The sequence below is a fragment of the Romboutsia sp. LXY-2 genome, from assembly GCF_056171995.1.
In genome coordinates, this window is the sequence record NZ_JBKFGI010000007.1 from 1 (window position 1) to 23,901 (window position 23,901).

The following is a 23,901-nucleotide window of genomic DNA, read 5'->3' on the forward strand; positions in this document are numbered from 1 at the left end:
CAACTGTAAGAGAGCCATATATGATATAAAGGAGTACTCGGGCAAAATAGAAGGTATGATAGATATAGCGTGTAGTTCCATACCAGAAACTTATATACTACCAGATTTCATGAAAAACTTTTCTAATGAATATCCTGATGTAAAATTTAGTATTAGTCACTACGATTCACAGTACGCAATTTCAGAAATATTAAACGAAAGAATTAATTTTGGTCTAGTAGGATCTCAGCCTAACAATCCCCAAATTGAGTATATGGATTTAATAAATGATGAACTAGTACTTATAGCACCTATAGACTTACATATTGAAAATACTGATGGGTATATTGATATTAATGAACTTTATAAATTAAACTTTATTATGAGAAAAGAAGGATCTGGTACTAGAACTCTAATAATGAATACGTTAGGAGAAAAGGACTTTTGTACTAATAAATTAAATATTTTATCACATGTTGAATCTAATGAGGCAATAAAAGAAATGGTTCGTTTGGGCTTAGGGGTTTCATTCGTATCTTACGTTTCTATTATTGATTACTTAAATACAAATAAATTAAGATTTTATAGAGTAAAGGATTTAAATTTCGAGAGAAAATTCTATTTCATATATTCTAAGAAAAAAACTTTCAACCCGTTAGAAGATAAGTTTTTATATAGTATATGTGAATATTTTAATCTTGATTTTTGTAAATAAAAAAACATGTCTCTGCTATAGAGACATGTTTTTTTATTTATTATAAGTTTATATTATAAAATGCTTTATAACCTTTATACATTTCATAAATATCAACTTTAGATACTATTTCATGTGGAGCATGCATGTTAAGCACCCCAACACCACAGTCTATTACTTCTGCTCCGTAGTTAGCTAATATATAGGCGATAGTTCCACCTCCACCTTGGTCAACTTTACCAAGTTCTGCTGTTTGCCATACTACATCTGCTTTATTGAATATTCTTCTAACCTCTGCAGTAAACTCTGCATTAGCATCATTACATCCACTTTTACCTCTAGCACCAGTATACTTACTTATAACTACTCCTCTTCCTAGATAAGCAGAGTTTCTCTTTTCATAAGCATCTGGGAAGTTAGGGTCATAACCTGCTGCAACGTCTGCAGATAATACTTTTGAGTTCGCCATAGCTCTTTTAACTTTAAGTTCACAGTAGTTTTCTTGTAGCGCTATTAATTCTGAAACTGTATTTTCAAAGAACTTAGAATGCATACCAGTATTTCCTTGAGAACCTACTTCTTCTTTATCTACACATAGTGCTACACCAGTGTATTCTACAGACTCGCTGTCTAATATAGCTTTTACACCTGCATAAGAGCATACTCTATCATCATGCCCATATGCTAATACCATTGATCTATCAAAACCTAAATCTCTAGCTTTTCCAGCTGGAACTATTTCTATTTCTGCACTTAAAAAATCTTCTTCTATCATATTATATTTTTCATTTAATATTTTTAATATATTAGCTGCTATAGATTCTTTTTCTTCTCCTTCAAGAGGCATATTACCAATTAATAGATTTAAGCCTTCTCCAGTTATTCCATCAGCTAATTTCTTTTGCATTTGATCTCCTGATAAATGTATTAATAAATCTGTTATACAAAATACAGGATCACTTTCATCTTCACCTATACATATATCTACTTTAGTACCATCATTTAATATAACAACTCCATGTAGAGCAAGTGGTAGTGCTGTCCATTGGTATTTTTTTATTCCACCATAGTAGTGAGTCTTAAAAAATCCTAGGTTAGCTTCTTGATATAATGGATTTGCTTTTAAATCTATTCTAGGAACATCTAAATGTCCACCAACTATTCTCATACCTTTTTCTAAAGGTTGATTACCTATTAAAAATAATGCAACTGATTTATCTTTGTTATTTGCATATATTTTATCTCCAGGCTCTATGCTCCCCTTAGATATTGCTTCATCTACAGATATGTAACCTTTTTCTTTAGCAATTCTTATTACTTCTTTTGCAGAAGTTCTTTCTGTCTTACCACTATCTAAGAAGTTCATATACTCTTTAGAGTATTTCATTACTTCTTCAATATTATTGTTATCCCTTTCTACCTTCCATGCATCTCTAAATTCATGTTTTAAATTCATTTTACCCCTCCCAAGATATTACTTTGATTTTATATAAAAATTTTAATTTTTATTATTGTTCATATGTTGCTCATACTCTTCAGGTGAAACAACTTTAACATTATCAAGTCTTGATCTAAAATGCGCTCTAAAATTTTCTAAGTATTCTTTTCTTAATACGTCTCTTTCAGCGATTTCTTCCGCTGTTAATCCTTCATTTTTATTTTTCTTAGCTAATTCATTTATTCTGTCTAATTTCTTTTGGTCAAACATCTTATTCCTCCTAAATGGTATATTACTTTTAATTAATAAAATAATTTATTGCTTTTTATATTTAATACATTTTTGTTATTATTAAGAAATTCGTCTAAATTGTCACTTATTATAGCTATTCCCTTTTCTATATCTTGTATACTTGCCTTAGCTATATTTATTCTAAAAAATCTATCATCTAATATATTTTCAAAAAAATGTGTCCCTGGTAAAACGGATAGTCCTTTATCTAACATAAAGCTTGCAAATTCCTTAGAGCTATAACCTCTAGGAAGTTCTAAAAGGAAATTTATACCTCCATTACCATTTCTAATTTTTAGCTTATCACACAGTTTTTCATTAATCAATGTTTTTGCTAGATTGTACTTTTCAGTATAAATCTTTTCAATATTATCTAAATAATCATTCCAATTAAAATGCTCCATATAGCAATACATTGATTTCTGAATAAGTCCTGGTGTAGAAATATCTGAAGAGTATTTTGCCCAAAGTATTCTTTTTAATAGTTCTTTTGGCATTTCTACCATACCTATTCTAAGACCAGGCATTAATATTTTTGAAAAACTTTTTATGTATATAACTCTATTTTTATTATCATAGCTTCTTAATGCCTTATTATCACTAGAGCTAAATTTAAAATCACTGATAAAATCATCTTCTAGTATATAAAAATCATACTCTTCTGCTAGCTCTATAAGCTTTTTCTTTTTATAGGTTGAATATGATATTCCTGTTGGATTTTGAAAATTTGGCATTGTATATATTATCTTAGGTTTTATTTTTTCTAATTTTAACTTTAAGATACCTATATCTATTCCGTCATCTAACATAGGAATAGGTATTATTTTAGCCCCCCTACTTTTGAAAACCTCAATAGCACCATTATATGTTGGCTCTTCAACAAATACTACATCTGAGTAGTTGATTAGGCCTTTACATACAATATCTATTCCTTGCTGTGCCCCAGAAATAATTTGTATATTATCTTTTAATGTTTCTATGCCTTTTAACCTTAAATAGTCACTTAACTTTTCTCTTAGCTCCTCTAAACCAAGTCCTTCATCATATTCAAATAGAGAGCCTGCATCCTGAGATAATGCCATATTTACTGCACTTTTAAAGTCATCAATAGGGAATATATCAGCACTTGGATTACCACTATCAAAATGTATTAATCCATCTAGTTTATTTATAGGCTTTTCTTTAATTAAACTAGAAGCAAAAGTTCCGCTACCAATTATTTTATATACATATCCTTCATTCTCTAAAAGTTCATAAACTTTAACAATAGTAGTATTATTTACATCTACATACTGAGATAGCTTTCTAATTGGTGGCAATTTTTCATTTTCTTTTATTTTTTTACTTATAATTAGTTCTTTAATATGATTATATATTTGAAGATATTTACTGTAGTTAGGTTTAAATTCAATATAGTATTTTTCCATTTTTTCACCACTTATATTTGTTATTGTATTCTTGATGGTAATATTTTTCTTTGATATTATGTAGTATATATATAATACCAAAATTTTATAAAAAAGGGGACATATTTATGTATTATGACTATCACGTTCATTCCAATTTTTCTACTGACAGTAAATCTTCCATGGAAGATATGATAAAAAATGCAATAGATTTAGGTTTTAAAGAATTATGCTTTACCGATCATGTTGATTATGACGTTTTAGGTGAACCATTTGAACCAAATTATAAAAAATACTTTGATAATATTACTTTCCTTAAAGATAAGTATACAAATAAGATATCAATAAAAAGTGGTATAGAGTTTGGACTTCAAAAACAGATCATTGATAAATGTAGTTATGATGCAAAGTATAATCCATTCGATTTTATTATTTGTTCACTTCATTCAATTAATAAATTAGATTTATATTACAATAGCTTTTTTAAAAACATTACACAAAAAGAAGCTTACGAAGCTTATTATAATGAGCTTTATACCATTGTGAGAAATTATAAAGATTATTCTGTTTTAGGTCATCTTGATTTAATTAAAAGATATGGAGACTATGACAACATACTAGATGACACCTTATTCTCAGGTGTTATAGAACAAATACTTAAACAAGTAATACAAGATGGTAAAGGTATAGAAATTAATACATCTTCCTTTAGATATAACCTCCCTGATTTAACACCATCTAGGTATATACTTAATGTTTATAAAGATTTAGGTGGCGAAATTATAACTACAGGTTCTGATGCCCACATGACTTCGCAGCTTGGGTATAAGTTTAACTACATATATTCAATTCTAAAAGATATAGGATTTAACTATATTACTACTTTCAATAATATGAATCCACAATTTATAAAGATATAATTATTTTTTTACCTCCTCATGAATATATTTAAACATGAGGGGGTGATTTATTGAGGGTTCCTAATCTTGTACTATCAACTATTGTTTTATTTATCTCTAATTTTGTAGTAAGAGTTTTGGGATTTTTATACAAAATCTTTTTATCACGTTCTATAGGTGAGGCTGGCCTAGGAATGTATCATATGGTATTTAATTTTTTAATGATTTGTTTAGCTTTTACTACCACCGGAATTCCAACAGCACTTAGTTGTTTAGTTGCTAAGAGAAAAGCCTTGGATGATAAACATAATACTAATGCGCTTTTTATTTCCACCTTATATGTAGCATTTTTTATAGCTCTAACAATATCTATATTTATATCACTTAATAGTTCATATTTTTCTATATCATTACTTCAAGATCCTAAACTAAGAATATTTATTTTAGCAATTTGCCCTGCAATAGTAATTATTACGATTTCTAATGTTATAAGAGGATATTATTATGGAATAAAAAAAGTGGCAGTTCCGGCTATAGGTCAGATTATAGAGCAATTAAGCAAGATTTTATTTGTCTTCATGCTCGTATTGTATTTTGATAATAAGATGATGAATTGTTATGCCGCTTTACTTGGAATTTCCATTGGAGAAGGAACTAACATACTTTTCATGACTGTTTTTTTATACAAGGATTATACATTGTCAAATAAATACACAATTAACATTAAAGATTTTTATACTTCTAGTGTTGAAACATTAAAAATGTCTGTCCCTATTACTTGTAACCGTATGTCTAGCGTTTTATTGCAATCAATTAGTTCTATGATGGTACCATCTAGATTAATATTGTCTGGATTCTCATATCATCAGGCTTTAAGTGTATACGGAGTCATAAGTGGTATGGTAATGCCATTTATATTACTTCCTTTTACCGTTGGCTCTGCTTTGGTAGTTAATTTGATCCCCAGTATATCTCAAGAAGTTACATTAGGTGAAAATAAAAAAGTATTGATAAAAATCAAATATGCTCTTGCTCTAACTATATTTGTAGGCTTAGCTTCTTCAGTAATTTTTTATTTTTTAGGAAACGATATATGCTCTTTTGTGTTTAATAATGATATAGCTGGTACTTATTTAAAAGCAATGTTCTTGGTTCCTCTATTTATGTCTCTTAATCAAACTTTATCAGCCATACTTCATTCAATTAGAAAAGAATTTATTGCTAGCATTAATACTATATTTTGTATGGTAATTCAATTAATACTTTTATATATTTTATTACCAATACCTAGTCTTAATATTTATGCATACATATATGTATTAACTATAGTGTCTATGATAAATTGTATATTACATACTTTTGTATTAATTAAAACTATTAAGAAGTTTAAGTGTTAGGAGGTAAAGATGAACACTAATAATAAAAACAGAAGTCCATTTTATATTTATACAGATAAAAACTGCTTATACATCAAAAATATTAACTCAAGTACTGAGAAGCTTTATAATAATGTCTTTAAATACAGTGCTAATGTAGATAGTAATAATAGAATTCATATTTGTTGCATAGATACATCTGGTAAATTAATTCATATTACAAGTAATAATAATCATTGGAAGAAGAAAGTCGTACATAAGATATTTAATAACATTAAAAATATTAAAAACATGAGATTGTATATAGTTAACAATTATTTAAATATATTTGTAGTAGAAGAAAATCCTCTAGCTGAGGGTCTTCATAGAGTATCTCATATAAACTTTAGTCCTAAAAATTATAAGGTTTCCAAGTATCAAATAAATAATATTCTTAAAGACAATTCTTCTATTTATAAGCTTACAACTGATAGTCTATCTAACTTTGTTTTTCAATATAAATCCTCTAGCACACTTTCTAGGGATTGTGAAGATAATACTATTATATATAACAATACATCACGAACTTGGTTAACTCCAGGTATTAATCCTAAAACTTGTAATACTCTCAATGACTATTCTAATTCTGATATTAGAGACGATATTTTTGATTACTGTTATAGTATTGTATACAAGATATAAAAATAAAGAGTATCTCATAAGAGATACTCCCTTTTTTATTATCTTGCTTTATTATCTGTGACACCCACAAGAGTTATTTGTAGGTTTTGTCGCATTTGCTCCACAATCGCTAAAGTCGCATACTTTAGAGAAAGTGTCTACTACTCTTGGTTCTATTGCTTGTGGTGCACCAAGAACTACTATTTGTTCTCCAATTAATATACTTACTATTTCTTCTAAACAGCATATTACATCTATTCCATTAGGAATATCTAAATCATAGTGTCTTTCGCCTTCATGACAGCAGCAGCTTAAGAATGATTTTCCTATACAATCTACTGTTAATCCAGTTTGATAGCTTTGTCTTAAATTAAATGGTCTTCCATTTGATGGAACACATATAGGAGCTGATAATGTGTTGAATACAAATCTTACTCTTTCTTCTTTACATTTTTTAGAATCTCTTCTGCTAACTGGGTATGCTAAAGCTACAAACTCTGTACATCCACAGCTACCTCTTAGTTCTAGTACTAGACCTTCAACTTCTACTACTAAACCTCTTTGTTTGTAAGATACAGATGTTCCTTTTCCTTGATTACAGCACTCATTATTCTTTACTCCACAAACTGCATATTCAAAATTAGATTGGCATTCTTTTCCATGTTTATGTTGTAGTGGTACTACTTCATAATCTTCTAAAGTTGTATATCCTGGGTCAATAAAAATGTCATCATAGTTTATACATATTTTTTCTATTGTTACTCCTACTTGTGCTCCTGTTGGAACTGGACCTATTACTTCTACTACTTCTATTTCAAAGTGTACTGGTCCTCCATGTTCATCTGTTCCATCTGTGAATGTTTGGAATCTCATAGTATCAAATACTCTACTTGCTTCTATTGCATATGGTATTGCACAAGCTACGTTAAAGTTTTGAGGAACTATAGGATTACAGCAAGTTGGTCCACATGGATTATCAAAGCAAGTTTTAGCTTCTATATCACATGGTTCACATTCTTTTTTGTGTGAATGGCAATCGCATACACAGTGGCATTCACATTCATTTTTATGTGGTTTGTTACATCCACAATCACAATCATGTTTATGTGGCTTATTACATCCACAATCACAATCATGTTTATGTGGTTTGCTGCATCCACAGTCATCTTCATTTCCACCGATAGGTTTTTTACATGCTCTTGATATTTCACAAGGTATGTTTTCTTCTACATAGTTTTCATAAACTTCTACATCGTTTGTCATTGGGGCTTGTTTTTTATTCATTATTTTTCTTTTATTTTTTTTAAGATCTTGCATTGCTTGTTGTCCTCCCCTTACAAAAATATTATAGGTGTGCTGGCTTTATTAGCCTAATTCATATTATGCATATTTATTAATAATTGTTACTTAACCTAATATATACTTACTAAAAAGTAGAATAAAAATTTTTTTTGTAAATATATATATAGTATGAATATTTTTGTATAGGAGGAAATAAATGAGTTTTATTAATAATTGTTCTACAATAATTAGACGTTCTAATAAAGAGATGTTTTATATACATTATGATAATGGAATTCTATTCGATTACTATAATAATAATGGCGAATTTGTACAATCAAAAAAAATAAAAAATAATAGATTTGTAGATTTTACTAATGCATATTTTACTTTAGACAAATACGATAATGTATATGGTATTTATAATGATAATGGTCTTAAAATGGTTGATATTCCTAAATACTCTAATAATATTAATGAAAGACCTATATTAAACTATGATGTAACTAAATTTAATATATTATTCCCATACATACATACCATAGATGACTCAATTCACATTATTTATCATGTATTTAATAACAATTCTCCTAATAGCTCTGCTCTTTTACATCACTATAGACATAATGGTGTTTGGACTGAGAGTAAAATTGATTTTGTAAATCAGATTATTGCTGATAATTTTTCTGTGATATGGGTTTCAGATTCCCCTATAATTTTTTATTTTAACTTAGTTAATGGATATGAAGAACTATTTTTTTCTAGGTTTAATTCAAGTACTGTTACTTGGTCTAGTCCAGTTCAAATTACAAACTCTAAAAAGAATAAGTTATATTTATCAGTCTTAAAAGACAATATGAATTTTTATCATATTACATTTTGTGAAAATGGTGGAAATGGATATGCTGTTAGATATATTAATGGTTATTTAAGTGAAAATTCTATGGATATAGATACATCAACTTATGTAACAGGTCCTTCTACTTGCATGTATCCTTCATTTATTAAAGAAAAATCTAAGCTTTATATAATGTGGGTTAATTACGGAAAGCTACACACATCATTTTCAAATAATCTCGGAAAGGAATGGAGTGAGCATAATATAGACGATTCTAGTATTGAAGATGATTTTGTAAGATCAAACTTCTATTCAAATTATGACTCTGATAGTGTCTATAATGTTAGTTCTGTTTTTACAACTCGAGATGACATAGGAATTCTTGGTTTTTGATAAATTTATATACGAAAAAAAAGTGTTGCTAATGCAACACTTTTTTTATCCCAAAACACCGGCGGCCCAATAAATTCAGACCCGAGATACTCCCAGGTGGGTGACCTACTAGTAGTCTTTAAAGTCCCATTAATATAACAGGCATGATATTAACTACTAAACATGATCTCCCGTTTAACATTTGTCGGTTGAATTTAAATAGGCACAATCGAATGCTTCAGGATTTATAATACTATTATATAATAAAACTCCAGATTTTAAAAGTGGTTTTATATAGTAATTGTTAAAATATTATGATTTTTTTACTTTTTTTGGTTTCCCATAACTATGTATCTAATTTTCATAGTCATCTTCATCATAATCTTCGTATTCCTCATACTCTTCGTACTCTTCATATTCTTCATATTCATCTTCAAAGTCATCATAGATTGCTTCACTAGATGAATATTTCTTTTTACTTTTACTTCCTACGTAGCTATCGTCCTCTCCCCTTAATAAACTACCTAGTAATTTAAGATTATTTACACTTCCTAGATTATTAATGTTTGCTAATGAGCTTAAACTAAATCCACCTTCACCAAAATCGTCAGGTAAAAATAATTCTGCGAATAAATCTATTTTTTTCTTCATATCTATAGCTTTTTCAATAGATTCTTTTCTCTTTTCTGGAAATACTTCAAGTATTTCTTTTATCATCATATTTTTCTTATCATCATCATCCATGCTTCTAAAGAAATTAGTTTCCATCTCATCATCATTCTCATCTATTCCACTTAGCTTTTTTATTCCTCTTACTAAATCCAGCATACTTTCCAATTTAACTAATATTTTTCTTTCTTCTCTGGTCATATATTTCTTTGTTCTTGTTATTATTTCCATACCACGTTCTAAATCTTCATCGCTTAAATCCATTAATTTTAAGCCCTGATTAATATCATTCATATCAAAATTGAATAAATTATCACTGTCCCCCTTTTTACGTTTTACTTTTCTAATTTTTTTTCCATCACTAGATTTTTTAATTCTTTCTCTTGAGGATTTACGCTCTCGGTCTAGATTATTATGTGAAGAGTTATCAACTGACTTGTTTGTTTTAGTTTTTGTTTTATTATCAAATAAAGATATATTTCCATTACTTAATGCTATTATTCCGAGTATTAGCAATAAATTATTCAATCCAGTCACCCCTTAATCTATACTACTCCCTAATATATAAACTATGTTTTCTTAAATGTTAATGTTACTTTTTTTTGTAGTTTTTGCATATACATAATTTATAGGAGAATTTATTATAATCTCATGTATTATTCACCAATGTAATATTATTCCTATATATAAATAATATGTGAATAATCCAATATATATTATTGAAAGGGGCATATTTATGAAAAAAGTAGATACTGATGCATTAGAAAAGTTTGCAAAACAAAAAAACATTGATAAGGATAAAATAGAAAAAATTGCAGACAGCTACAAAGGCAAATCACAAAATGAACTTATGGAGGAGCTTGTTAAGATAGGAAAAACTTTAGAGGGTAAAGAAGAAGTTGTATCAAAGTTTAAAACATTCTTAGATGAAGATCAACGTAAAAAATTAGATACTATAATGAATAAAATATCAGAATCTGAAATACAAGATAAAATTGAATCTAAAAAATCAAAATCTAAAAGCTCTAAATTACAAGAAAAATCCACAGATACTTCTACTGGCAAAAAGAAAGTTAAAAAAGTAAAGAAAGTAAAAAAATCTAGTACTAACGAATAAGGATTTAAAAAGCTTCATATAAAAAAGTGTAATCTCTTAAGAGATTACACTTTTTATTATATAACGGTAATTTTAGTTTTCTAATTTATAATGTATATTATTTATTAAATTGTCTTTTATGCATTTTCCCTTTTCTAACATATCCTTGCACTTTGTGCTGTACATATCATGCAATTCTTTATTCTCTAAGCCATTTAAATTTACCTTTACGTTTAGTATAGCTCCTTCTAATCCTGCATACATCATCAGCGTACCAACACCTATATCAGTAATCGCATTTTGATTTCCATGTTGAATTAAATAATCAACTATTTCTAAAGCTTCAAGGGATAATCTTGCAGTTTTAAAAGGAACATCTATTGAGAATATTGTAGCATCCTCCATAGCTCTTTTTCTTGCTTCGATTTCTTCTTCTGTGTCTTTAGGCATCTTTATAGCTTTCATAAATTCTTTGAATGATTCTGTATCTTCATCTATCAGCTCAACTAATTCATGCCTTAAATCACCTAATTTATTAAACCTTTCTACAAACTCTAGTCTAATCTCTTCATCTAATGCTTCGTATTTTTTCTTTCCAAAGCTTAAATGAGCCATCATTCTAGCTAATCCTACCCCTACATCACTTGCAAGTGCAGCTACTGATCCTCCTCCAGGTGCTGGAGAATTAGAATCTACCTCACTTGAAAAATCTACTAGAGTCATTTCTACTAATTTCATGCTTTATCCCCCTAACTTATTAGCAATTTATTGTCTCTACATTATGTTCATATGAAACACGTTTATTATTAACTACTAATGTCCCATTTTTATAAACTCTATCAACATGATTTATTCCAAAATGATACATTAAGTACTCTACATTTGGCGCATCAAATATTACTAAATCTGCTTTTTTGCCTATTTCTATAGAACCTACTTCATTTTGTCTATCTACAGCATATGCAGCATTTATTGTAACTGCATTTAATACTTCATTAGGAGTCATTTTAAGACCTAAGCATCCAAGCTGCATTGCAAACTGAAGATTTTCACTTGGGCAACTGCCTGGATTATAATCGCTAGATATGGATACTGCTGCTCCCATATCTATCATTTTTCTTGCATTTGCATAGGATTTATTTAAGTTAAAAGATGTTCCTGGAAGAATATTTGCAACAACATTGTTATATGCCATTTCTTTAATACCCTCTTCACTAGCCGCCATTAAATGGTCGGCTGAAACACAACCTACTCTTGCTGCTAATTCAGCGCCTCCTAATGATACTATTTCATCTGCATGTATTTTTAGCTTATATCCTAATTTTTTAGCCTCAGTTAGTATATATTCACTTTCTTCAATATTAAACACTGCATCTTCACAAAATACATCACAAAACTCAGAAAGTCCTAATGCTTTTACTTTAGGAAGCATCTCTTTTACTATTAATTCTATATATTCTTTACTATTTTCTTTATATTCTTTTGGAACTGCATGTGCACCTAAAAATGTATGTACCAAGTCTATTGGATGGCTTTCATCTAATTTTTTAGCTACTTCTAACTGCTTAATTTCTGTTTCTAATTCTAATCCATAACCACTTTTAGCCTCAACAGTAGTAACTCCAAATTCAAGCATTCTATCTAGGCTTTTTTTAGCTTTATCATATAGTTCTATAAATGATGCTTCTTTTGTTGATTTTACAGTACTTAATATTCCTCCGCCCTGCTTTAATATATCTAGATATGGAACTCCAGATAACTTCATTGAAAACTCATTTTCTCTAGATCCACCGTGAACAAGATGTGTATGTCCATCAATAAGACCTGGTGTAACTAGAAGTCCATTCGCATCTTGAATTTCTGTATTTGCTTGTATAATCTCTTTATAATCTTCTCCAGTTCCTATTTGAACAAATTTACCATCACTAATAGCAACATAAGCATCTTCTATTATTTCTAATTCATTCATAGCTTCCTTTACTTTAGGTGAGTAGCTATTTTTACAAGTTACCAACTTTCCAATATTTTTAATTACTAAGTCTATATTCATGTTATTACTCCATTAAACTAGTTTCTAATACTTTATTTAAATCAAAGTTTTCTAAACCTAAATAGTAACTTGCTGCATCTATTAAAGCTTCCATAGGACAAAGACCTACTACCTCACTTCCCATTACATTAACACCATATCTTCTTGCTTCCATCTTTACTGCTTCATAGGCTCTATAAATGCTAGTTTTTGTGTAGTCAGTTAAATTCATAGTAACTTGAGTCATATTTCTTTCAGGTATTTCTACTGGCCCCGCTTTAATATATCTATATCCTCCATTAGAGTGTCTTATAGTTTTTGCAATATTAGATGCTATTTGAATATTTGTAGTATCAAGATTTATATTATAAGCTATAAGTGGTCTTCTAGCTCCTATCGCTATTGCCCCTGCTGTTGGATGCTTTTTAGCTTCTCCAAAATCAGGTGCCCAGTTTGGATCATCAAATTTAGCATCTAAACCTTCATACTCACCTTTTCTAACTGTCGCTAGGTTTTCTCTTTCCGGCTTTGTAGCTGCACTTTCATATAAGAATACAGGTATGTTATATTTTTCAGAAACTTCTTTGCCTAACTCTTTAGATAAATTTACCGCTTCTTCCATAGTCATATCTTTTATAGGAATAAAAGGACATACGTCTGTTGCACCAAATCTAGAATGCTGACCTTCATGAGCATTCATATCTATTAAAGATGCTGCTACACCTATACTTTCAAGCACTGCTTCTTTTACTTTCTGAGGTTCCCCTATTACTGTAACAACTAATCTGTTGTAGTTCTTATCAGGTTCATAGTTTAATAATTTTACACCTTCTTTTCCTCTTAATGGATTAACTATTTTTTCTATTTTCTCTAAATCTCTTCCTTCACTAAAGTTAGGAACACATTGTACTATAGCCATAATAAAATCCCCTTTTCTGCATTAGAATATTGTTATTATAAATTTTTATTAACTAAACTATCTATTAAATCTTCATCTACTATGTATGGAAGTGTTATGTGGTCTTTTCCTTCACACATCTTGTTATATTCCATTACTGTAGTTATAGAGTTATCATTTCTAGCCCATGCACGTCTCGCAACTCCATTCATAACATCCCAAGGCATAGAAGTTCTTAATATATCATCAACTCTTTGAGAACCATCAAGAACCATCCCAAATCCACCATTTATAGATTTTCCTATTCCTACTCCTCCACCATTATGAAGAGCCACTAAACTCATACCTCTTGCACAGTTTCCTGCAAAACAGTGAGTTGCCATATCAGCCATTATATTACTTCCGTCTTTAATATTTGATGTTTCTCTAAATGGTGAATCGGTACCTGATACGTCATGATGGTCTCTACCTAACATTACTGGTCCTATTTCACCTTTTCTTACCATATCATTAAATTTAAGAGCTATATTCGTCCTACCCATAGCATCTTGATACAATATTCTTGCCTGAGTTCCTACTACAAGCCCATTTTTCTTTGCATCTCTTATCCAAGCCCAGTTATCTCTGTCTTGGTATCTTCTTTCAGGATCTATACAATCCATAGCCGCTTTATCAGTTTTTATTAAATCTTCTTCTTTGCCACTTAAGCAAACCCATCTAAATGGACCATATCCATAATCAAATAATTGTGGTCCTAATATATCTTCTACATAAGATGGGAATATAAATCCATCCTTTTCATCTACACCATTTTTTGATATTTCTTGGCATCCTGCATCATAAACAGCTTTCATAAAACTGTTACCATAATCGAAGAAATAAACACCTTTAGCATGTAATTTTTGAATAACTTCAAAGTGCTTAACTAATGTTTTATCTACTAATCTAATAAATTCTTCTTTATCCTCAGCAAGTAATCTTGTTCTCTCTTCAAAAGTTATCCCTTGTGGGCAATATCCACCATCATACACTGCATGGCAAGAAGTTTGATCTGAAAGTAAATCAATATGTACACTATTCTCAAGTGCATATTCTAGTAAGTCAACTATATTACCATGATATGCTATAGCACAAGGTTCTTCTTTTTCCATATATTCATATGCCATATCAAAAGCTTCTTTACATGTGTTTGCTACCTTACTTACCCATCCTTGTGTGTATCTTGTTTCTATTCTTGAATAATCAACTTCAGCAATTATTCCTACTCCACCAGCTATTTCAACAGCTTTTCCTTGAGCACCACTCATTCCTCCTAAACCAGAAGTAACGAATAACTTTCCTCTTAAATCAGAATTACTATCTACTCCTAATACAAGTCTTCCTGCATTTAGTATAGTTGAATATGTTCCATGAACTATCCCTTGAGGTCCAATGTACATCCAACCACCAGCTGTCATTTGACCGTAATTTGATACTCCTATTGCCGCTGCTCTTTTCCACTCTTCTTGATTATCAAACATACCTATCATTAAACCATTAGTAAGTATTACTCTTGGAGCATCTGGCTTTGATTTAAATATTCCAACAGGATGTCCTGACTGTAATACTAAAGTTTGATCTTGAGTTAGCACTTTTAAATACTTCATAACTAATTGATATTGCATCCAGTTTTGGAATACTTGTCCTGTTTCACCGTAAGTTACAAGTTCATATGGATATAACGCTATGTCAAAGTCTAAGTTATTATCTATCATAACTTGGAAAGCTTTTCCCTCTATACAATTTCCATTATAAGTATCTATAGATTTTCCATTTAAATTTCCTTCTGGTCTAAATCTATATCCATATATTCTTCCCATAGTCATTAATTCATTGAAAAATTCTGGTGCTAATTCTTCATGATATTCTTCTGGTATATATCTTAAAGCATTTTTTAATGCTAGTTTTATATCTGATTGCGATAATTTTGCTTCTCTTTTTGGAGCCCTTCTTATTCCTTCTATGAATTTAGGAATTTCCTTTGGTATTACATCTAATTTTATACTCATAGAGTTTTGTATATCTTCATTTGAAAATTGCAGTACCTTCTCAATGCTACTCATATTATCTCCTCCACAATTATTAAGCTAAACTTTCAGATAATAAATCTTCATCTATTAAAATCTCACTGCCTATTGCTTTTTCAACAGCATTAACTAATAAATTTTTCTTTATTATATCTTCACAAATATTTATTTCTCTGTACATTACTCTGTCTTTATCTATAAATGGAGTGTGCTCTCTTACTATTTGGTATGCTGCTTCACTACCTACACCTAGCTTCTTTTTACCTCTTAAATCTATAGCTTGTGCTGCTCCTAAGATTTCCATAGCAACAACTTTTCTAGCATTTTCCATTATTTCTTTTGCTTTTCTAGCAGCTATTGTACCCATCGATACATGATCTTCTTGGTTTGCTGATGATGGTATTGAATCTACACTTGCTGGATGTGCTAATACTTTATTTTCTGAAACTAACGATGCTGCACTATACTGCACTATCATAAATCCTGAGTTTAATCCACCTTTATTTACTAAGAATGCTGGAAGTCCATGACTAAGGGCTGGATTTACTAATTTTTCTAATCTTCTTTCTGATATATTTGCTATTTCAGATAATGCAATTCCTAAAAAGTCAAAAGCTAAAGCCATTGGTTGACCGTGGAAATTACCACCTGATATTACGTCTTCTTGTTCTGGGAAAATAATTGGATTGTCTGTAACTGAGTTGATTTCTATATTGATTTTATTTTTTACATATTCTATTGCATCTTTACTTGCACCATGTATTTGAGGAGTGCATCTTAGCGAGTAAGCATCTTGCACTCTAAGATCACCTTGCTTTGTTGTCATTTCACTATCTTTAACTAACTCTAATAAGTTTTTAGCTGTATTTATTTGACCTTTATGAGGTCTAACATTATGGACTCTTTCATCCATTGCACATGTTATTCCATTTAAAGATTCCATTGTAAGAGCATATGCTATGTCTGCTGTTTTTAAAAGGTTTATAGAATCATATAAAGTATGTACACCTACTGAAGTCATAGCTTGTGTACCATTTATTAATGCTAATCCTTCTTTTGATGAAAGATACTCTAAAACTTCAATTCCTGCTCTATCCATTGCTTCTTTAGAGCTTAATAACTCTCCTTTGTATATAGCTTCTCCTTCTCCTATCATGGTTAATACCATATGTGATAATGGTGCTAAGTCCCCTGACGCACCTAATGATCCTTTTTCTGGTATTATAGGATGAACTCCTTTATTAAGCATATCCACCAAAGTTTGAAGAGTTTTTGTTCTTACACCAGAGAATCCCTTAGATAAATTATTTATTCTAAGTAACATTATTCCTCTAACAATATCTTCACTAAGAGGGTTCCCTACTCCACATGCATGACTTATGATTAGGTTCTTTTGTAATTTTCTAGAATCTTCTCTTGATATCGCTACATCTGAGAACTTTCCAAAACCTGTAGTTATACCATAAGAGATTCTCTCCTCATCTACTAGTTTATCTACTAGCGCTCTAGCTTTTGCTACTCTTTCTAAACTTTCCTTAGTTAATTCTACCTTAAAATTTTCTCTAGTAACCTTTACAATGTCATCAATTGTTAAACTGTTACCATCGATTAATATTTTTTCCATAGCCCATCCCCCTTATTTTCTTTAAATTTTCACAAATATAAGTCTAAATAAACTGACAGCACTTAAATAATAACAACATTTTAAATATTTCTACATATACTTCTGTAATCCTCCCCTTAATGATTTTTATTTGTTATATTAATATTTATTTTTTGGATACAGTATATAGATTATTTATATTTACATTTATAAATTTTAAATTTTTCATACAAAAAGCGTATTGTCAATTAAGACAATACGCCATCTATAAAAAGTGTTATTTTTATCTTTCTATAACACTTTCTCTTTCAATTATTCTGTATGGTAATTCCATCTTTTTCTCTTCTAAAGGCTCTTTATTAATAAGCTTTATTACCATTCTCATTGCAACTGCACCCATATCATATAATGGTTGATATACAGTAGTTAACTTAGGTCTATACATTTTTGCTATCTTGACATCATTAAATCCTGCAACAGATACGTCCTCAGGCACTTTGTATCCTGCATCACAAATAGCATTTATAGCTCCTATAGCAGCTTCATCACCTGTTACAAAAGCAGCTTCTGGTACTATACCTTCATCTAATAACTCTTTCATACTACTATATCCTGCTTCATATGTAGTACCGCCATGTTTAACTAACGATTTATCTAATTCTATGCTATTTTCTTTTAGTGCTTTTTCGTATCCAGAAAGTCTTTCCATTTCTAGTACTGTATCATCTTCACTAGTCATAACAAATGCTATTTTTTTATGACCCTTATCTATAAGATATTTTGTCATATCGTATGTAGCTTCTACATTACTTGTACTAACTGTATGTATATCATAGTTTCTAGCTGTTTTACTTATATATGTTGCTGGTATTCCACAGTTTTGTATATAGTTTATATGATCTTCTTCTACTATCCAAGATATCATAACTATACCTTCAACTTGTTTCGCTCTTAATAAGTTTATGCTTTTTAATTCTTGTTCTTTATCAGAGTAAGTATTTGCTAAAAGTATATCATAATCATACATTTTAGCTACTTCCTCTATTCCATTTAATATTTCATTTACGAAAGAATCTGATAGTTCTGGTACTATTACACCAATTAGTTGGCTTTTCTTTGTTACTAAGCTTCTCGCTAATGGATTCGGTACATATCCAGTCTCCTTAATAACATCTAAAACTTTTTGCTTTACCTCATCCGTTACTGGCTTTGAATCATTTATAACTCTTGAAACTGTCGATATTGAAACTCCTGCACGTTTTGCAACGTCTTTAATAGTTATATTACTTTTCATGTCAAAGTCCCTCCTTCAAGTTAATTTATCTATAGTCGTACTAATTCGTAATTAAATTTATATTTTACCATAAAATCAAAATAATATAAACATAATAATTGTTAATAATCAAATTTTTATTTTTTATTATTTTCCCAATATTCTAATTATGTATATTTTACATAATTATTATACCCATCTCTATATTTAATAAAATAAAAAGTGTTGGTATTAAATACCAACACTCTTTTTTACTATGCTATGGATTTTCTAGCAACCACAGCCGCAGTCTTCTCCGAAGAATCCTCCACATGAACATGTTATTAATAATAATATTAAGAACGGTATCCATGCCATTATATCTATATCTACCCAAGTTTCACCAAATGCTAGGAATAAGAAGAATAGTACTATTATCCACCATGCTCCTCCTCCAAAACAACCATCTTCTCCAAAGAATCTACTTAACATAATAATTTCCTCCCAATAATAAAAAATTTAGCAGTTTAAAATTAGTCTATGCATGCTCCACAACTGCAAAGTATTAATAATACTATTAAGAAAGGTATCCATGCCATTATGTCTATATCACACCAACTGTCACCAAATGCTAGGAATAAGAAGAATAGTACTATTATCCACCATGCTCCTCCTCCAAAGAATCCTTCTCCACCAAATAGTCTATCTAACATTGCTTGCAACCTCCTGTTGATATTTAATTTATTGAGCTTTCGCTCTTAACATATACTATGCAAGAAATATACTTTGTGATAATAAATTTTAAATTTTATTTTTAGATATACAATAGAAAAAGTGCCAATTAGCACTTTTTCTTTTTAACTAGCAATCAAAATCATTGTCTAAGCATCCACAGTCCGCTTCCCCGAAGCCTTGACCACATGAACAAACAATTAATAATAAAATTAAAAATGGTATCCAGTCAGTTATACAAATTTCACTCCAGCACTCTTGGAAAGCAAGGAACAAGAAGAATAATACAATTATCCACCATCCACTTCCACCAACATTATCAAATATTCTTGTAAGCTTACTACTCATATAAAATCCCCCTATGAAAAAATTATATTTTATGTATGAACTAAGAAGTCTCTTTATATCCACCCTTTCATTACCATAGTATGCAAAAATAAAAAAAGTGTTATTCTTTTTTTAATATCTATAAAAAATTCGCTTTGGTCGTGTCGCCAACAACTTCGTCCGTTGCGTAAAAAAAGAGGCTCTTTTTTGAGCCCCCCTTATATTAACAGCATCCACATCCATCAAAGTCAAAGCTAGTTAATAATAATACTAGTAATACTACCCATATTAAAATATTATCTTGGCAGAATATCCATTCTATAAGATCGTCTCCTAATAGTAATATTGCTCCTATTATTAAAATTATTATTAATCCGCCTCCTCCAAAGATGCCATTACAACCGCATCCACCAAAAAGACGAGAAAGTTTTTGTTCATTTGACATAATGTTGCCCCCTTATTATTATTTATAGGTTGTATTTAATACCTATCTAATAAATAATATGTAGAATTTGTCAAATTGTTACATCATGTCTAAGTTTTAGCTTGTACAATTTTATAAAACAAAAAAGAAATCTAATAGATTTCTTTTAAAATACAAATATTTAATTGCAACAGCCATCATCAAAGTTAAATAATAATAATATTATTAAAATTATCCATATCCACACACTTTCATCTTCTAAGAAATTATCCAAAATATCTGTACATAAAAGCAAAAAAACTATTACTATTATTATTAATAGTCCTCCACCAAAAAGGCCATCTTCGCCTCCAAACAATCGGGATAGAGTATCTTCTAATTTTGACATGACCTTCCCCCCTTAAAACATTAAAGTGATAAATTACACCTTTAACTAAATATATGTATTATTTTACGAATTCGTTACTTCCTTAATACTTTTATTAACCAATTTATCTAATTCCTTTTCTCCTAATGAGTTATACTTATTAACCTCTTCTAAATACTCTTCTTTATTCTTCCACTCTGTTATACTGTATATTAAACTTTCTATTGACTTTATTTTGTACTCTTTGTAGTCAGAAACTAGAATTGATGTTTTTGAATTTTCCATACCTCTCTTTAAAGTCATTAATCTAGATATGTACTCGTCTTTCTTTTCCTCTACATAATCTTCTTTTTTCACTACATCTTCTAGAATCATATTAGACTCTATAACATAGTACTTCATCTTTTGCATATCTAACGTTATAGAATTGTAGTATAAGTTAACTAATATAACTAGAAAAATACATATAGATGATACTAGTAATCCTATCTGCTTCATAACATTTCCTCCTTAGTTATTGTATATATTAAATTTATATTCATTTTTAATAAATTTATTACTTTTTATTAATTTCTGTATTGAAAAATTTTCAATATTATATTAAACTACAATTAAAATTATGAAACTGTTTTTTAGGAGGATCAAAAACAATGTTTGAAAAAGTAAGAATGATAATAGCAGAACAATTAGGAATAGATAACTTAGGTGATATAACTTTAGAAACTTCTTTAGCTGAAGATTTAGAAGCAGATTCTTTAGATGCAGTTGAAGTTATAATGGCTTTAGAAGATGAGTTTTCTATAGAAATACCAGATGAAGAAGCTGAAAATTTCAAATCAGTAAAAGATATTGTAAAATTCATAGAAGAAAATAAATAAAAAAAACCGAGTTAAAAACTCGGTTTTTTTATTTAACAACAACAATCATTGTCATAATCACAATTATTATTATTTAGTAAAAATACTACAAATATTATTAGCACAATCCATATTAAAGAATCATTTTGTTCAAAGAAACATTCAAATCCACCGTTTCCAAGTAATAGAAATGCTAATAATCCCACAATAATTAATATCATAATGGTATTATTATCTTCACCACAATTAAAACCTCTAAGAAGATTTTTTATAGTATCCATAACTATTCCCCCTTTATTATGTACCATAAATATAGACCTATCCTCTATTAAGTATATGAACAAAGGTATTAACAATTGCATGTCTACTATTTATTTTTCTTCGTAGAACATTATGTTCTTAATTGTAATATCTATAGAACCATCTTCATTTTGTCTTATACTGTACTTCATTGGATCTTCAAAATCTGATAAATTACCTTTTATATCAAATCCATTATCCGTTCTAATACTTCTCTTTTTAAGCTTTTTCTCCACCCATTTTTTATCTATACTAAATCCTTCGTCTAAGCCCTTATCTTCCATATGCTCTTTAAAGCTATCTTTAAGATAATCATCAGATATAGAATTTTCTATAAAATCATTAAGATCAACTTCATGTTTCTCTTTTAATGTATAGTTTAGTATACTTCTAACATCTTCAGCTTGCTTTATATCATTGCTTAAAGCATTTGTTATCCAGTTTTCTGCAGAGTTCTTGAATACTTTTGTTTTGTACTTATCATCATCTATTTTTTGGGCATTTAAGAATTCAGAAATAAACTTAGACTCACTTTCTTCTTTTTCTGCATCCTTGTCTAACAGTCTTAAGTGATATTCATCATTAATCCCACTAGCTCCTATAATAGCACATTGCTTTTGTCTTTGAGTTTCTGGTATACCTATTTCATTTGGAACCATTTGTATATTAAATTTATCATCTACAAACTCTATAGAATGAGTATATAGCTTTTTATAATCTAACTTTAATATAGCCACGTTTTTTTCATCTTTAACTGTGTATAAACAAATAGCTAAATCACAAGATTCTAGCTCTGCATTTATTTTCATAACTTCAAATAAATATGCAGCTATTTCCTTAGAGTTTGCTAAAAAAGTATTTTCATCATATATAATTTGTTCACAACAATTTTTTATAACATTGTCATTATAATCCTTAAAAACACCTTTTCTTAAATCATCATCTTTAACAACTCTTTTTATAACTTTTTGGAAAAACTTATCTACTTCCTGATTTACTTTACCTTCAAAGTCATTTAGTATTGGCATGTCACTATTTTTATCTAACACGTGAACAATAAACTTATGTATAATCATACTTTCACCTCTGTAATATTTTATAATTTCTATCTTAATTTATTAATTAATTCTTCTATATCTTTTGGTAAGCTCGCTTTAAATTCTAATTTTTCTTTTGTTCTAGGTTGTTCAAAAACTAAACTGTATGCATGAAGAGCTTGTCTATTTATCAAGTTTATGTCTTCATATCCATATAGCTCATCACCTATAATACCATGACCAATATACTCCATATGAACTCTTATTTGATGAGTTCTACCTGTTTCAAGTTTTACCTCTAATACAGTTGCATCTTTTAGTCGTTCAAGGACTTTATAGTGAGTTACCGATGCTTGCCCCTTTTCATCTACTATTCTTTTTATACTATCTTCTGTTGGTCTGTGTATAGGCTGATCTATTGTTCCTTCATCATTTTCTAATATTCCTTTTACAACAGTTATATACTTTTTTTCCACCTTATCTTCACTCATAGCTAATGATAACGTATGATGTGCATAAGCATTTTTAGCAACTATCACTAGTCCTGACGTATTCATATCTAGTCTATTTACAAATCTAATTTTTACCTTTTCATTTTTATTAACTATATAGTTAGTAACCCCATTAGCAATAGTATTATCGTAGTGGCTTTTTGTTGGATGCACTACCATAAATGGAGGCTTATTTACCATTATGATATCAAAATCGTCATATATAATATCTAAACCTAAATCCTGAGGTTCAAAATTAGCCATTTCTTCTTCAATTTTCACTTCTATTAAATCACCTTTGGATACTTTAACACTTGGCTTTTTAAATTCACCATTAACTAATACACTTTTCTCTCTCTTCATTTTTGATAATGATCTTACTGAGAAATTTAATTTATCTAACAATACTTCTTTTAAAGTTAAATCTTCTTCACTGGTATATGATATTAGGTTGTATTGTTGTCCTTCTTTTTTAAACAAGATTGCACCTACTTTCTTCATTTGTAACATTATATATTT

Annotated in this window: 27 protein-coding genes and 1 other RNA gene; 7 read left to right on the forward strand and 21 right to left on the reverse strand. The window is 29.3% G+C overall.

All coding sequences use genetic code 11. The annotated features are described in order from the left end of the window. Nucleotides 1-694, forward strand: a 694-nt coding sequence (locus ACI48P_RS13535; protein ID WP_475216544.1) for a LysR substrate-binding domain-containing protein, incomplete at its 5' end; no start/stop codon positions are given. 40 nt (nt 695-734) lie between these two features. On the opposite strand, the gene ACI48P_RS13540 is transcribed toward ACI48P_RS13535, so the two are convergent. Genes ACI48P_RS13540 through pdxR form a run of 3 tightly spaced genes read right to left on the reverse strand, consistent with a single transcriptional unit; the run spans nt 735 to nt 3,829 of the window. Then, nucleotides 735-2,129: an aminopeptidase gene (locus tag ACI48P_RS13540; protein WP_475216546.1), complete on the reverse strand. Its 1,395-nt coding sequence runs from the start codon at nt 2,127-2,129 to the stop codon at nt 735-737. Between the two features lie 42 nt (nt 2,130-2,171). Next, nucleotides 2,172-2,381 carry a DUF896 domain-containing protein gene (locus tag ACI48P_RS13545; protein WP_475216548.1) on the reverse strand — a complete coding sequence of 70 codons (210 nt, stop codon included), beginning with the start codon at nt 2,379-2,381 and terminating at the stop codon, nt 2,172-2,174. A gap of 32 nt (nt 2,382-2,413) precedes the next feature. Next, nucleotides 2,414-3,829, reverse strand: coding sequence for a MocR-like pyridoxine biosynthesis transcription factor PdxR (gene pdxR, locus ACI48P_RS13550; RefSeq protein ID WP_475216550.1), 1,416 nt, complete (start codon nt 3,827-3,829; stop codon nt 2,414-2,416). A 107-nt stretch (nt 3,830-3,936) separates the two neighbouring features. Between pdxR and ACI48P_RS13555 the strand changes: the two genes are divergently transcribed. From ACI48P_RS13555 to ACI48P_RS13565, 3 genes are read left to right on the forward strand one after another with little or no spacing between them, the layout of a single operon-like run. Further along, on the forward strand, nt 3,937-4,728 hold the full coding sequence (locus ACI48P_RS13555) for a histidinol-phosphatase HisJ family protein (RefSeq protein WP_475216552.1): 792 nt from the start codon (nt 3,937-3,939) through the stop codon (nt 4,726-4,728). Nucleotides 4,729-4,778: 50 nt separating this feature from the next. Next, on the forward strand, nt 4,779-6,104 hold the full coding sequence (locus ACI48P_RS13560; RefSeq protein ID WP_475216554.1) for a polysaccharide biosynthesis protein: 1,326 nt from the start codon (nt 4,779-4,781) through the stop codon (nt 6,102-6,104). Nucleotides 6,105-6,113: 9 nt separating this feature from the next. Further along, nucleotides 6,114-6,764, forward strand: a complete 651-nt coding sequence (locus ACI48P_RS13565; protein ID WP_475216556.1) for a hypothetical protein — start codon at nt 6,114-6,116, stop codon at nt 6,762-6,764. A 51-nt stretch (nt 6,765-6,815) separates the two neighbouring features. Here the strand turns inward: ACI48P_RS13565 and ACI48P_RS13570 are convergent, their stop codons facing one another. Further along, nucleotides 6,816-8,060 (reverse strand): exosporium morphogenetic protein CdeC, encoded by a 1,245-nt coding sequence (locus ACI48P_RS13570; RefSeq protein ID WP_475216558.1) that lies wholly within the window; start codon nt 8,058-8,060, stop codon nt 6,816-6,818. 181 nt (nt 8,061-8,241) lie between these two features. Here ACI48P_RS13570 and ACI48P_RS13575 point away from each other — a divergent pair, with 181 nt between their 5' ends. Next, the gene (locus ACI48P_RS13575; protein WP_475216560.1) at nt 8,242-9,255 is read left to right on the forward strand and encodes a hypothetical protein; all 1,014 of its coding nucleotides are present in this window, start codon (nt 8,242-8,244) and stop codon (nt 9,253-9,255) included. Nucleotides 9,256-9,298: 43 nt separating this feature from the next. On the opposite strand, the gene ssrS is transcribed toward ACI48P_RS13575, so the two are convergent. Both ssrS and ACI48P_RS13585 read right to left on the reverse strand, forming a co-directional pair. Further along, a non-coding RNA gene (ssrS, locus tag ACI48P_RS13580) (6S RNA) lies at nt 9,299-9,482 on the reverse strand. A gap of 106 nt (nt 9,483-9,588) precedes the next feature. Next, entirely contained in the window at nt 9,589-10,431 is an 843-nt protein-coding gene (locus ACI48P_RS13585) for a hypothetical protein (RefSeq protein WP_475216563.1), read from the reverse strand. Between the two features lie 208 nt (nt 10,432-10,639). Between ACI48P_RS13585 and ACI48P_RS13590 the strand changes: the two genes are divergently transcribed. Then, entirely contained in the window at nt 10,640-11,020 is a 381-nt protein-coding gene (locus tag ACI48P_RS13590; RefSeq protein WP_475216565.1) for a hypothetical protein, read from the forward strand. Between the two features lie 72 nt (nt 11,021-11,092). Here ACI48P_RS13590 and ACI48P_RS13595 read toward each other — a convergent pair whose 3' ends face one another. The 12 genes from ACI48P_RS13595 to ACI48P_RS13650 all read right to left on the reverse strand — a co-directional run bounded on the left by ACI48P_RS13595 (nt 11,093) and on the right by ACI48P_RS13650 (nt 21,195). Then, nucleotides 11,093-11,737, reverse strand: a complete 645-nt coding sequence (locus ACI48P_RS13595; RefSeq protein WP_475216567.1) for a cyclodeaminase/cyclohydrolase family protein — start codon at nt 11,735-11,737, stop codon at nt 11,093-11,095. Between the two features lie 19 nt (nt 11,738-11,756). Beyond that, a complete protein-coding gene (gene hutI / locus ACI48P_RS13600; protein WP_475216569.1) occupies nt 11,757-13,049 on the reverse strand; it encodes an imidazolonepropionase in 1,293 nt (430 codons plus the stop codon). Between the two features lie 4 nt (nt 13,050-13,053). Further along, the gene (gene ftcD, locus ACI48P_RS13605; RefSeq protein ID WP_475216571.1) at nt 13,054-13,947 is read right to left on the reverse strand and encodes a glutamate formimidoyltransferase; all 894 of its coding nucleotides are present in this window, start codon (nt 13,945-13,947) and stop codon (nt 13,054-13,056) included. 35 nt (nt 13,948-13,982) lie between these two features. After that, nucleotides 13,983-16,028 (reverse strand): urocanate hydratase, encoded by a 2,046-nt coding sequence (locus tag ACI48P_RS13610; protein WP_475216573.1) that lies wholly within the window; start codon nt 16,026-16,028, stop codon nt 13,983-13,985. Nucleotides 16,029-16,047: 19 nt separating this feature from the next. Continuing rightward, nucleotides 16,048-17,616 (reverse strand): histidine ammonia-lyase, encoded by a 1,569-nt coding sequence (gene hutH, locus ACI48P_RS13615; RefSeq protein ID WP_475216575.1) that lies wholly within the window; start codon nt 17,614-17,616, stop codon nt 16,048-16,050. A gap of 262 nt (nt 17,617-17,878) precedes the next feature. Further along, complete coding sequence (locus tag ACI48P_RS13620) at nt 17,879-18,889, reverse strand: LacI family DNA-binding transcriptional regulator (RefSeq protein WP_475216577.1); 1,011 nt, start codon at nt 18,887-18,889, stop codon at nt 17,879-17,881. A gap of 249 nt (nt 18,890-19,138) precedes the next feature. Beyond that, a complete protein-coding gene (locus tag ACI48P_RS13625; protein ID WP_475216578.1) occupies nt 19,139-19,339 on the reverse strand; it encodes a hypothetical protein in 201 nt (66 codons plus the stop codon). A 41-nt stretch (nt 19,340-19,380) separates the two neighbouring features. Continuing rightward, nucleotides 19,381-19,560: a hypothetical protein gene (locus tag ACI48P_RS13630; RefSeq protein ID WP_475216580.1), complete on the reverse strand. Its 180-nt coding sequence runs from the start codon at nt 19,558-19,560 to the stop codon at nt 19,381-19,383. Nucleotides 19,561-19,708: 148 nt separating this feature from the next. After that, a complete protein-coding gene (locus ACI48P_RS13635; protein ID WP_475216582.1) occupies nt 19,709-19,927 on the reverse strand; it encodes a hypothetical protein in 219 nt (72 codons plus the stop codon). A 202-nt stretch (nt 19,928-20,129) separates the two neighbouring features. Continuing rightward, the gene (locus ACI48P_RS13640) at nt 20,130-20,351 is read right to left on the reverse strand and encodes a hypothetical protein (protein WP_475216584.1); all 222 of its coding nucleotides are present in this window, start codon (nt 20,349-20,351) and stop codon (nt 20,130-20,132) included. Nucleotides 20,352-20,511: 160 nt separating this feature from the next. After that, nucleotides 20,512-20,718 (reverse strand): hypothetical protein, encoded by a 207-nt coding sequence (locus ACI48P_RS13645; protein ID WP_475216586.1) that lies wholly within the window; start codon nt 20,716-20,718, stop codon nt 20,512-20,514. 63 nt (nt 20,719-20,781) lie between these two features. Further along, a complete protein-coding gene (locus ACI48P_RS13650) occupies nt 20,782-21,195 on the reverse strand; it encodes a hypothetical protein (RefSeq protein ID WP_475216588.1) in 414 nt (137 codons plus the stop codon). 152 nt (nt 21,196-21,347) lie between these two features. Between ACI48P_RS13650 and acpP the strand changes: the two genes are divergently transcribed. Then, nucleotides 21,348-21,575 (forward strand): acyl carrier protein, encoded by a 228-nt coding sequence (acpP, locus tag ACI48P_RS13655; RefSeq protein WP_475216590.1) that lies wholly within the window; start codon nt 21,348-21,350, stop codon nt 21,573-21,575. Between the two features lie 32 nt (nt 21,576-21,607). Here the strand turns inward: acpP and ACI48P_RS13660 are convergent, their stop codons facing one another. From ACI48P_RS13660 to ACI48P_RS13670, 3 genes are all read right to left on the reverse strand, one after another. Further along, a complete protein-coding gene (locus ACI48P_RS13660) occupies nt 21,608-21,835 on the reverse strand; it encodes a hypothetical protein (protein ID WP_475216592.1) in 228 nt (75 codons plus the stop codon). Nucleotides 21,836-21,925: 90 nt separating this feature from the next. Beyond that, entirely contained in the window at nt 21,926-22,930 is a 1,005-nt protein-coding gene (locus ACI48P_RS13665) for a nucleoid-associated protein (protein ID WP_475216593.1), read from the reverse strand. A gap of 29 nt (nt 22,931-22,959) precedes the next feature. Continuing rightward, complete coding sequence (locus ACI48P_RS13670) at nt 22,960-23,862, reverse strand: RluA family pseudouridine synthase (RefSeq protein ID WP_475216595.1); 903 nt, start codon at nt 23,860-23,862, stop codon at nt 22,960-22,962. Nucleotides 23,863-23,901 lie beyond the last annotated feature (39 nt).

What these genes read in the sequence shown, in the direction of transcription:
- pdxR (WP_475216550.1), bottom strand. Translation starts at nt 3,829, where the DNA reads ATGGAAAAATACTATATTGAATTTAAACCTAACTACAGTAAATATCTT.
- ACI48P_RS13645 (WP_475216586.1), bottom strand. Translation starts at nt 20,718, where the DNA reads ATGTCAAAATTAGAAGATACTCTATCCCGATTGTTTGGAGGCGAAGAT.
- ACI48P_RS13555 (WP_475216552.1), top strand. Translation starts at nt 3,937, where the DNA reads ATGTATTATGACTATCACGTTCATTCCAATTTTTCTACTGACAGTAAA.
- ACI48P_RS13630 (WP_475216580.1), bottom strand. Translation starts at nt 19,560, where the DNA reads ATGTTAGATAGACTATTTGGTGGAGAAGGATTCTTTGGAGGAGGAGCA.
- ACI48P_RS13640 (WP_475216584.1), bottom strand. Translation starts at nt 20,351, where the DNA reads ATGTCAAATGAACAAAAACTTTCTCGTCTTTTTGGTGGATGCGGTTGT.
- ACI48P_RS13570 (WP_475216558.1), bottom strand. Translation starts at nt 8,060, where the DNA reads ATGCAAGATCTTAAAAAAAATAAAAGAAAAATAATGAATAAAAAACAA.
- ACI48P_RS13665 (WP_475216593.1), bottom strand. Translation starts at nt 22,930, where the DNA reads ATGATTATACATAAGTTTATTGTTCACGTGTTAGATAAAAATAGTGAC.
- ACI48P_RS13595 (WP_475216567.1), bottom strand. Translation starts at nt 11,737, where the DNA reads ATGAAATTAGTAGAAATGACTCTAGTAGATTTTTCAAGTGAGGTAGAT.
- ACI48P_RS13610 (WP_475216573.1), bottom strand. Translation starts at nt 16,028, where the DNA reads ATGAGTAGCATTGAGAAGGTACTGCAATTTTCAAATGAAGATATACAA.
- hutH (WP_475216575.1), bottom strand. Translation starts at nt 17,616, where the DNA reads ATGGAAAAAATATTAATCGATGGTAACAGTTTAACAATTGATGACATT.
- ACI48P_RS13625 (WP_475216578.1), bottom strand. Translation starts at nt 19,339, where the DNA reads ATGTTAAGTAGATTCTTTGGAGAAGATGGTTGTTTTGGAGGAGGAGCA.
- hutI (WP_475216569.1), bottom strand. Translation starts at nt 13,049, where the DNA reads ATGAATATAGACTTAGTAATTAAAAATATTGGAAAGTTGGTAACTTGT.
- ACI48P_RS13565 (WP_475216556.1), top strand. Translation starts at nt 6,114, where the DNA reads ATGAACACTAATAATAAAAACAGAAGTCCATTTTATATTTATACAGAT.
- ftcD (WP_475216571.1), bottom strand. Translation starts at nt 13,947, where the DNA reads ATGGCTATAGTACAATGTGTTCCTAACTTTAGTGAAGGAAGAGATTTA.
- ACI48P_RS13620 (WP_475216577.1), bottom strand. Translation starts at nt 18,889, where the DNA reads ATGAAAAGTAATATAACTATTAAAGACGTTGCAAAACGTGCAGGAGTT.
- ACI48P_RS13660 (WP_475216592.1), bottom strand. Translation starts at nt 21,835, where the DNA reads ATGGATACTATAAAAAATCTTCTTAGAGGTTTTAATTGTGGTGAAGAT.
- ACI48P_RS13590 (WP_475216565.1), top strand. Translation starts at nt 10,640, where the DNA reads ATGAAAAAAGTAGATACTGATGCATTAGAAAAGTTTGCAAAACAAAAA.
- ACI48P_RS13635 (WP_475216582.1), bottom strand. Translation starts at nt 19,927, where the DNA reads ATGAGTAGTAAGCTTACAAGAATATTTGATAATGTTGGTGGAAGTGGA.
- acpP (WP_475216590.1), top strand. Translation starts at nt 21,348, where the DNA reads ATGTTTGAAAAAGTAAGAATGATAATAGCAGAACAATTAGGAATAGAT.
- ACI48P_RS13575 (WP_475216560.1), top strand. Translation starts at nt 8,242, where the DNA reads ATGAGTTTTATTAATAATTGTTCTACAATAATTAGACGTTCTAATAAA.
- ACI48P_RS13540 (WP_475216546.1), bottom strand. Translation starts at nt 2,129, where the DNA reads ATGAATTTAAAACATGAATTTAGAGATGCATGGAAGGTAGAAAGGGAT.
- ACI48P_RS13545 (WP_475216548.1), bottom strand. Translation starts at nt 2,381, where the DNA reads ATGTTTGACCAAAAGAAATTAGACAGAATAAATGAATTAGCTAAGAAA.
- ACI48P_RS13650 (WP_475216588.1), bottom strand. Translation starts at nt 21,195, where the DNA reads ATGAAGCAGATAGGATTACTAGTATCATCTATATGTATTTTTCTAGTT.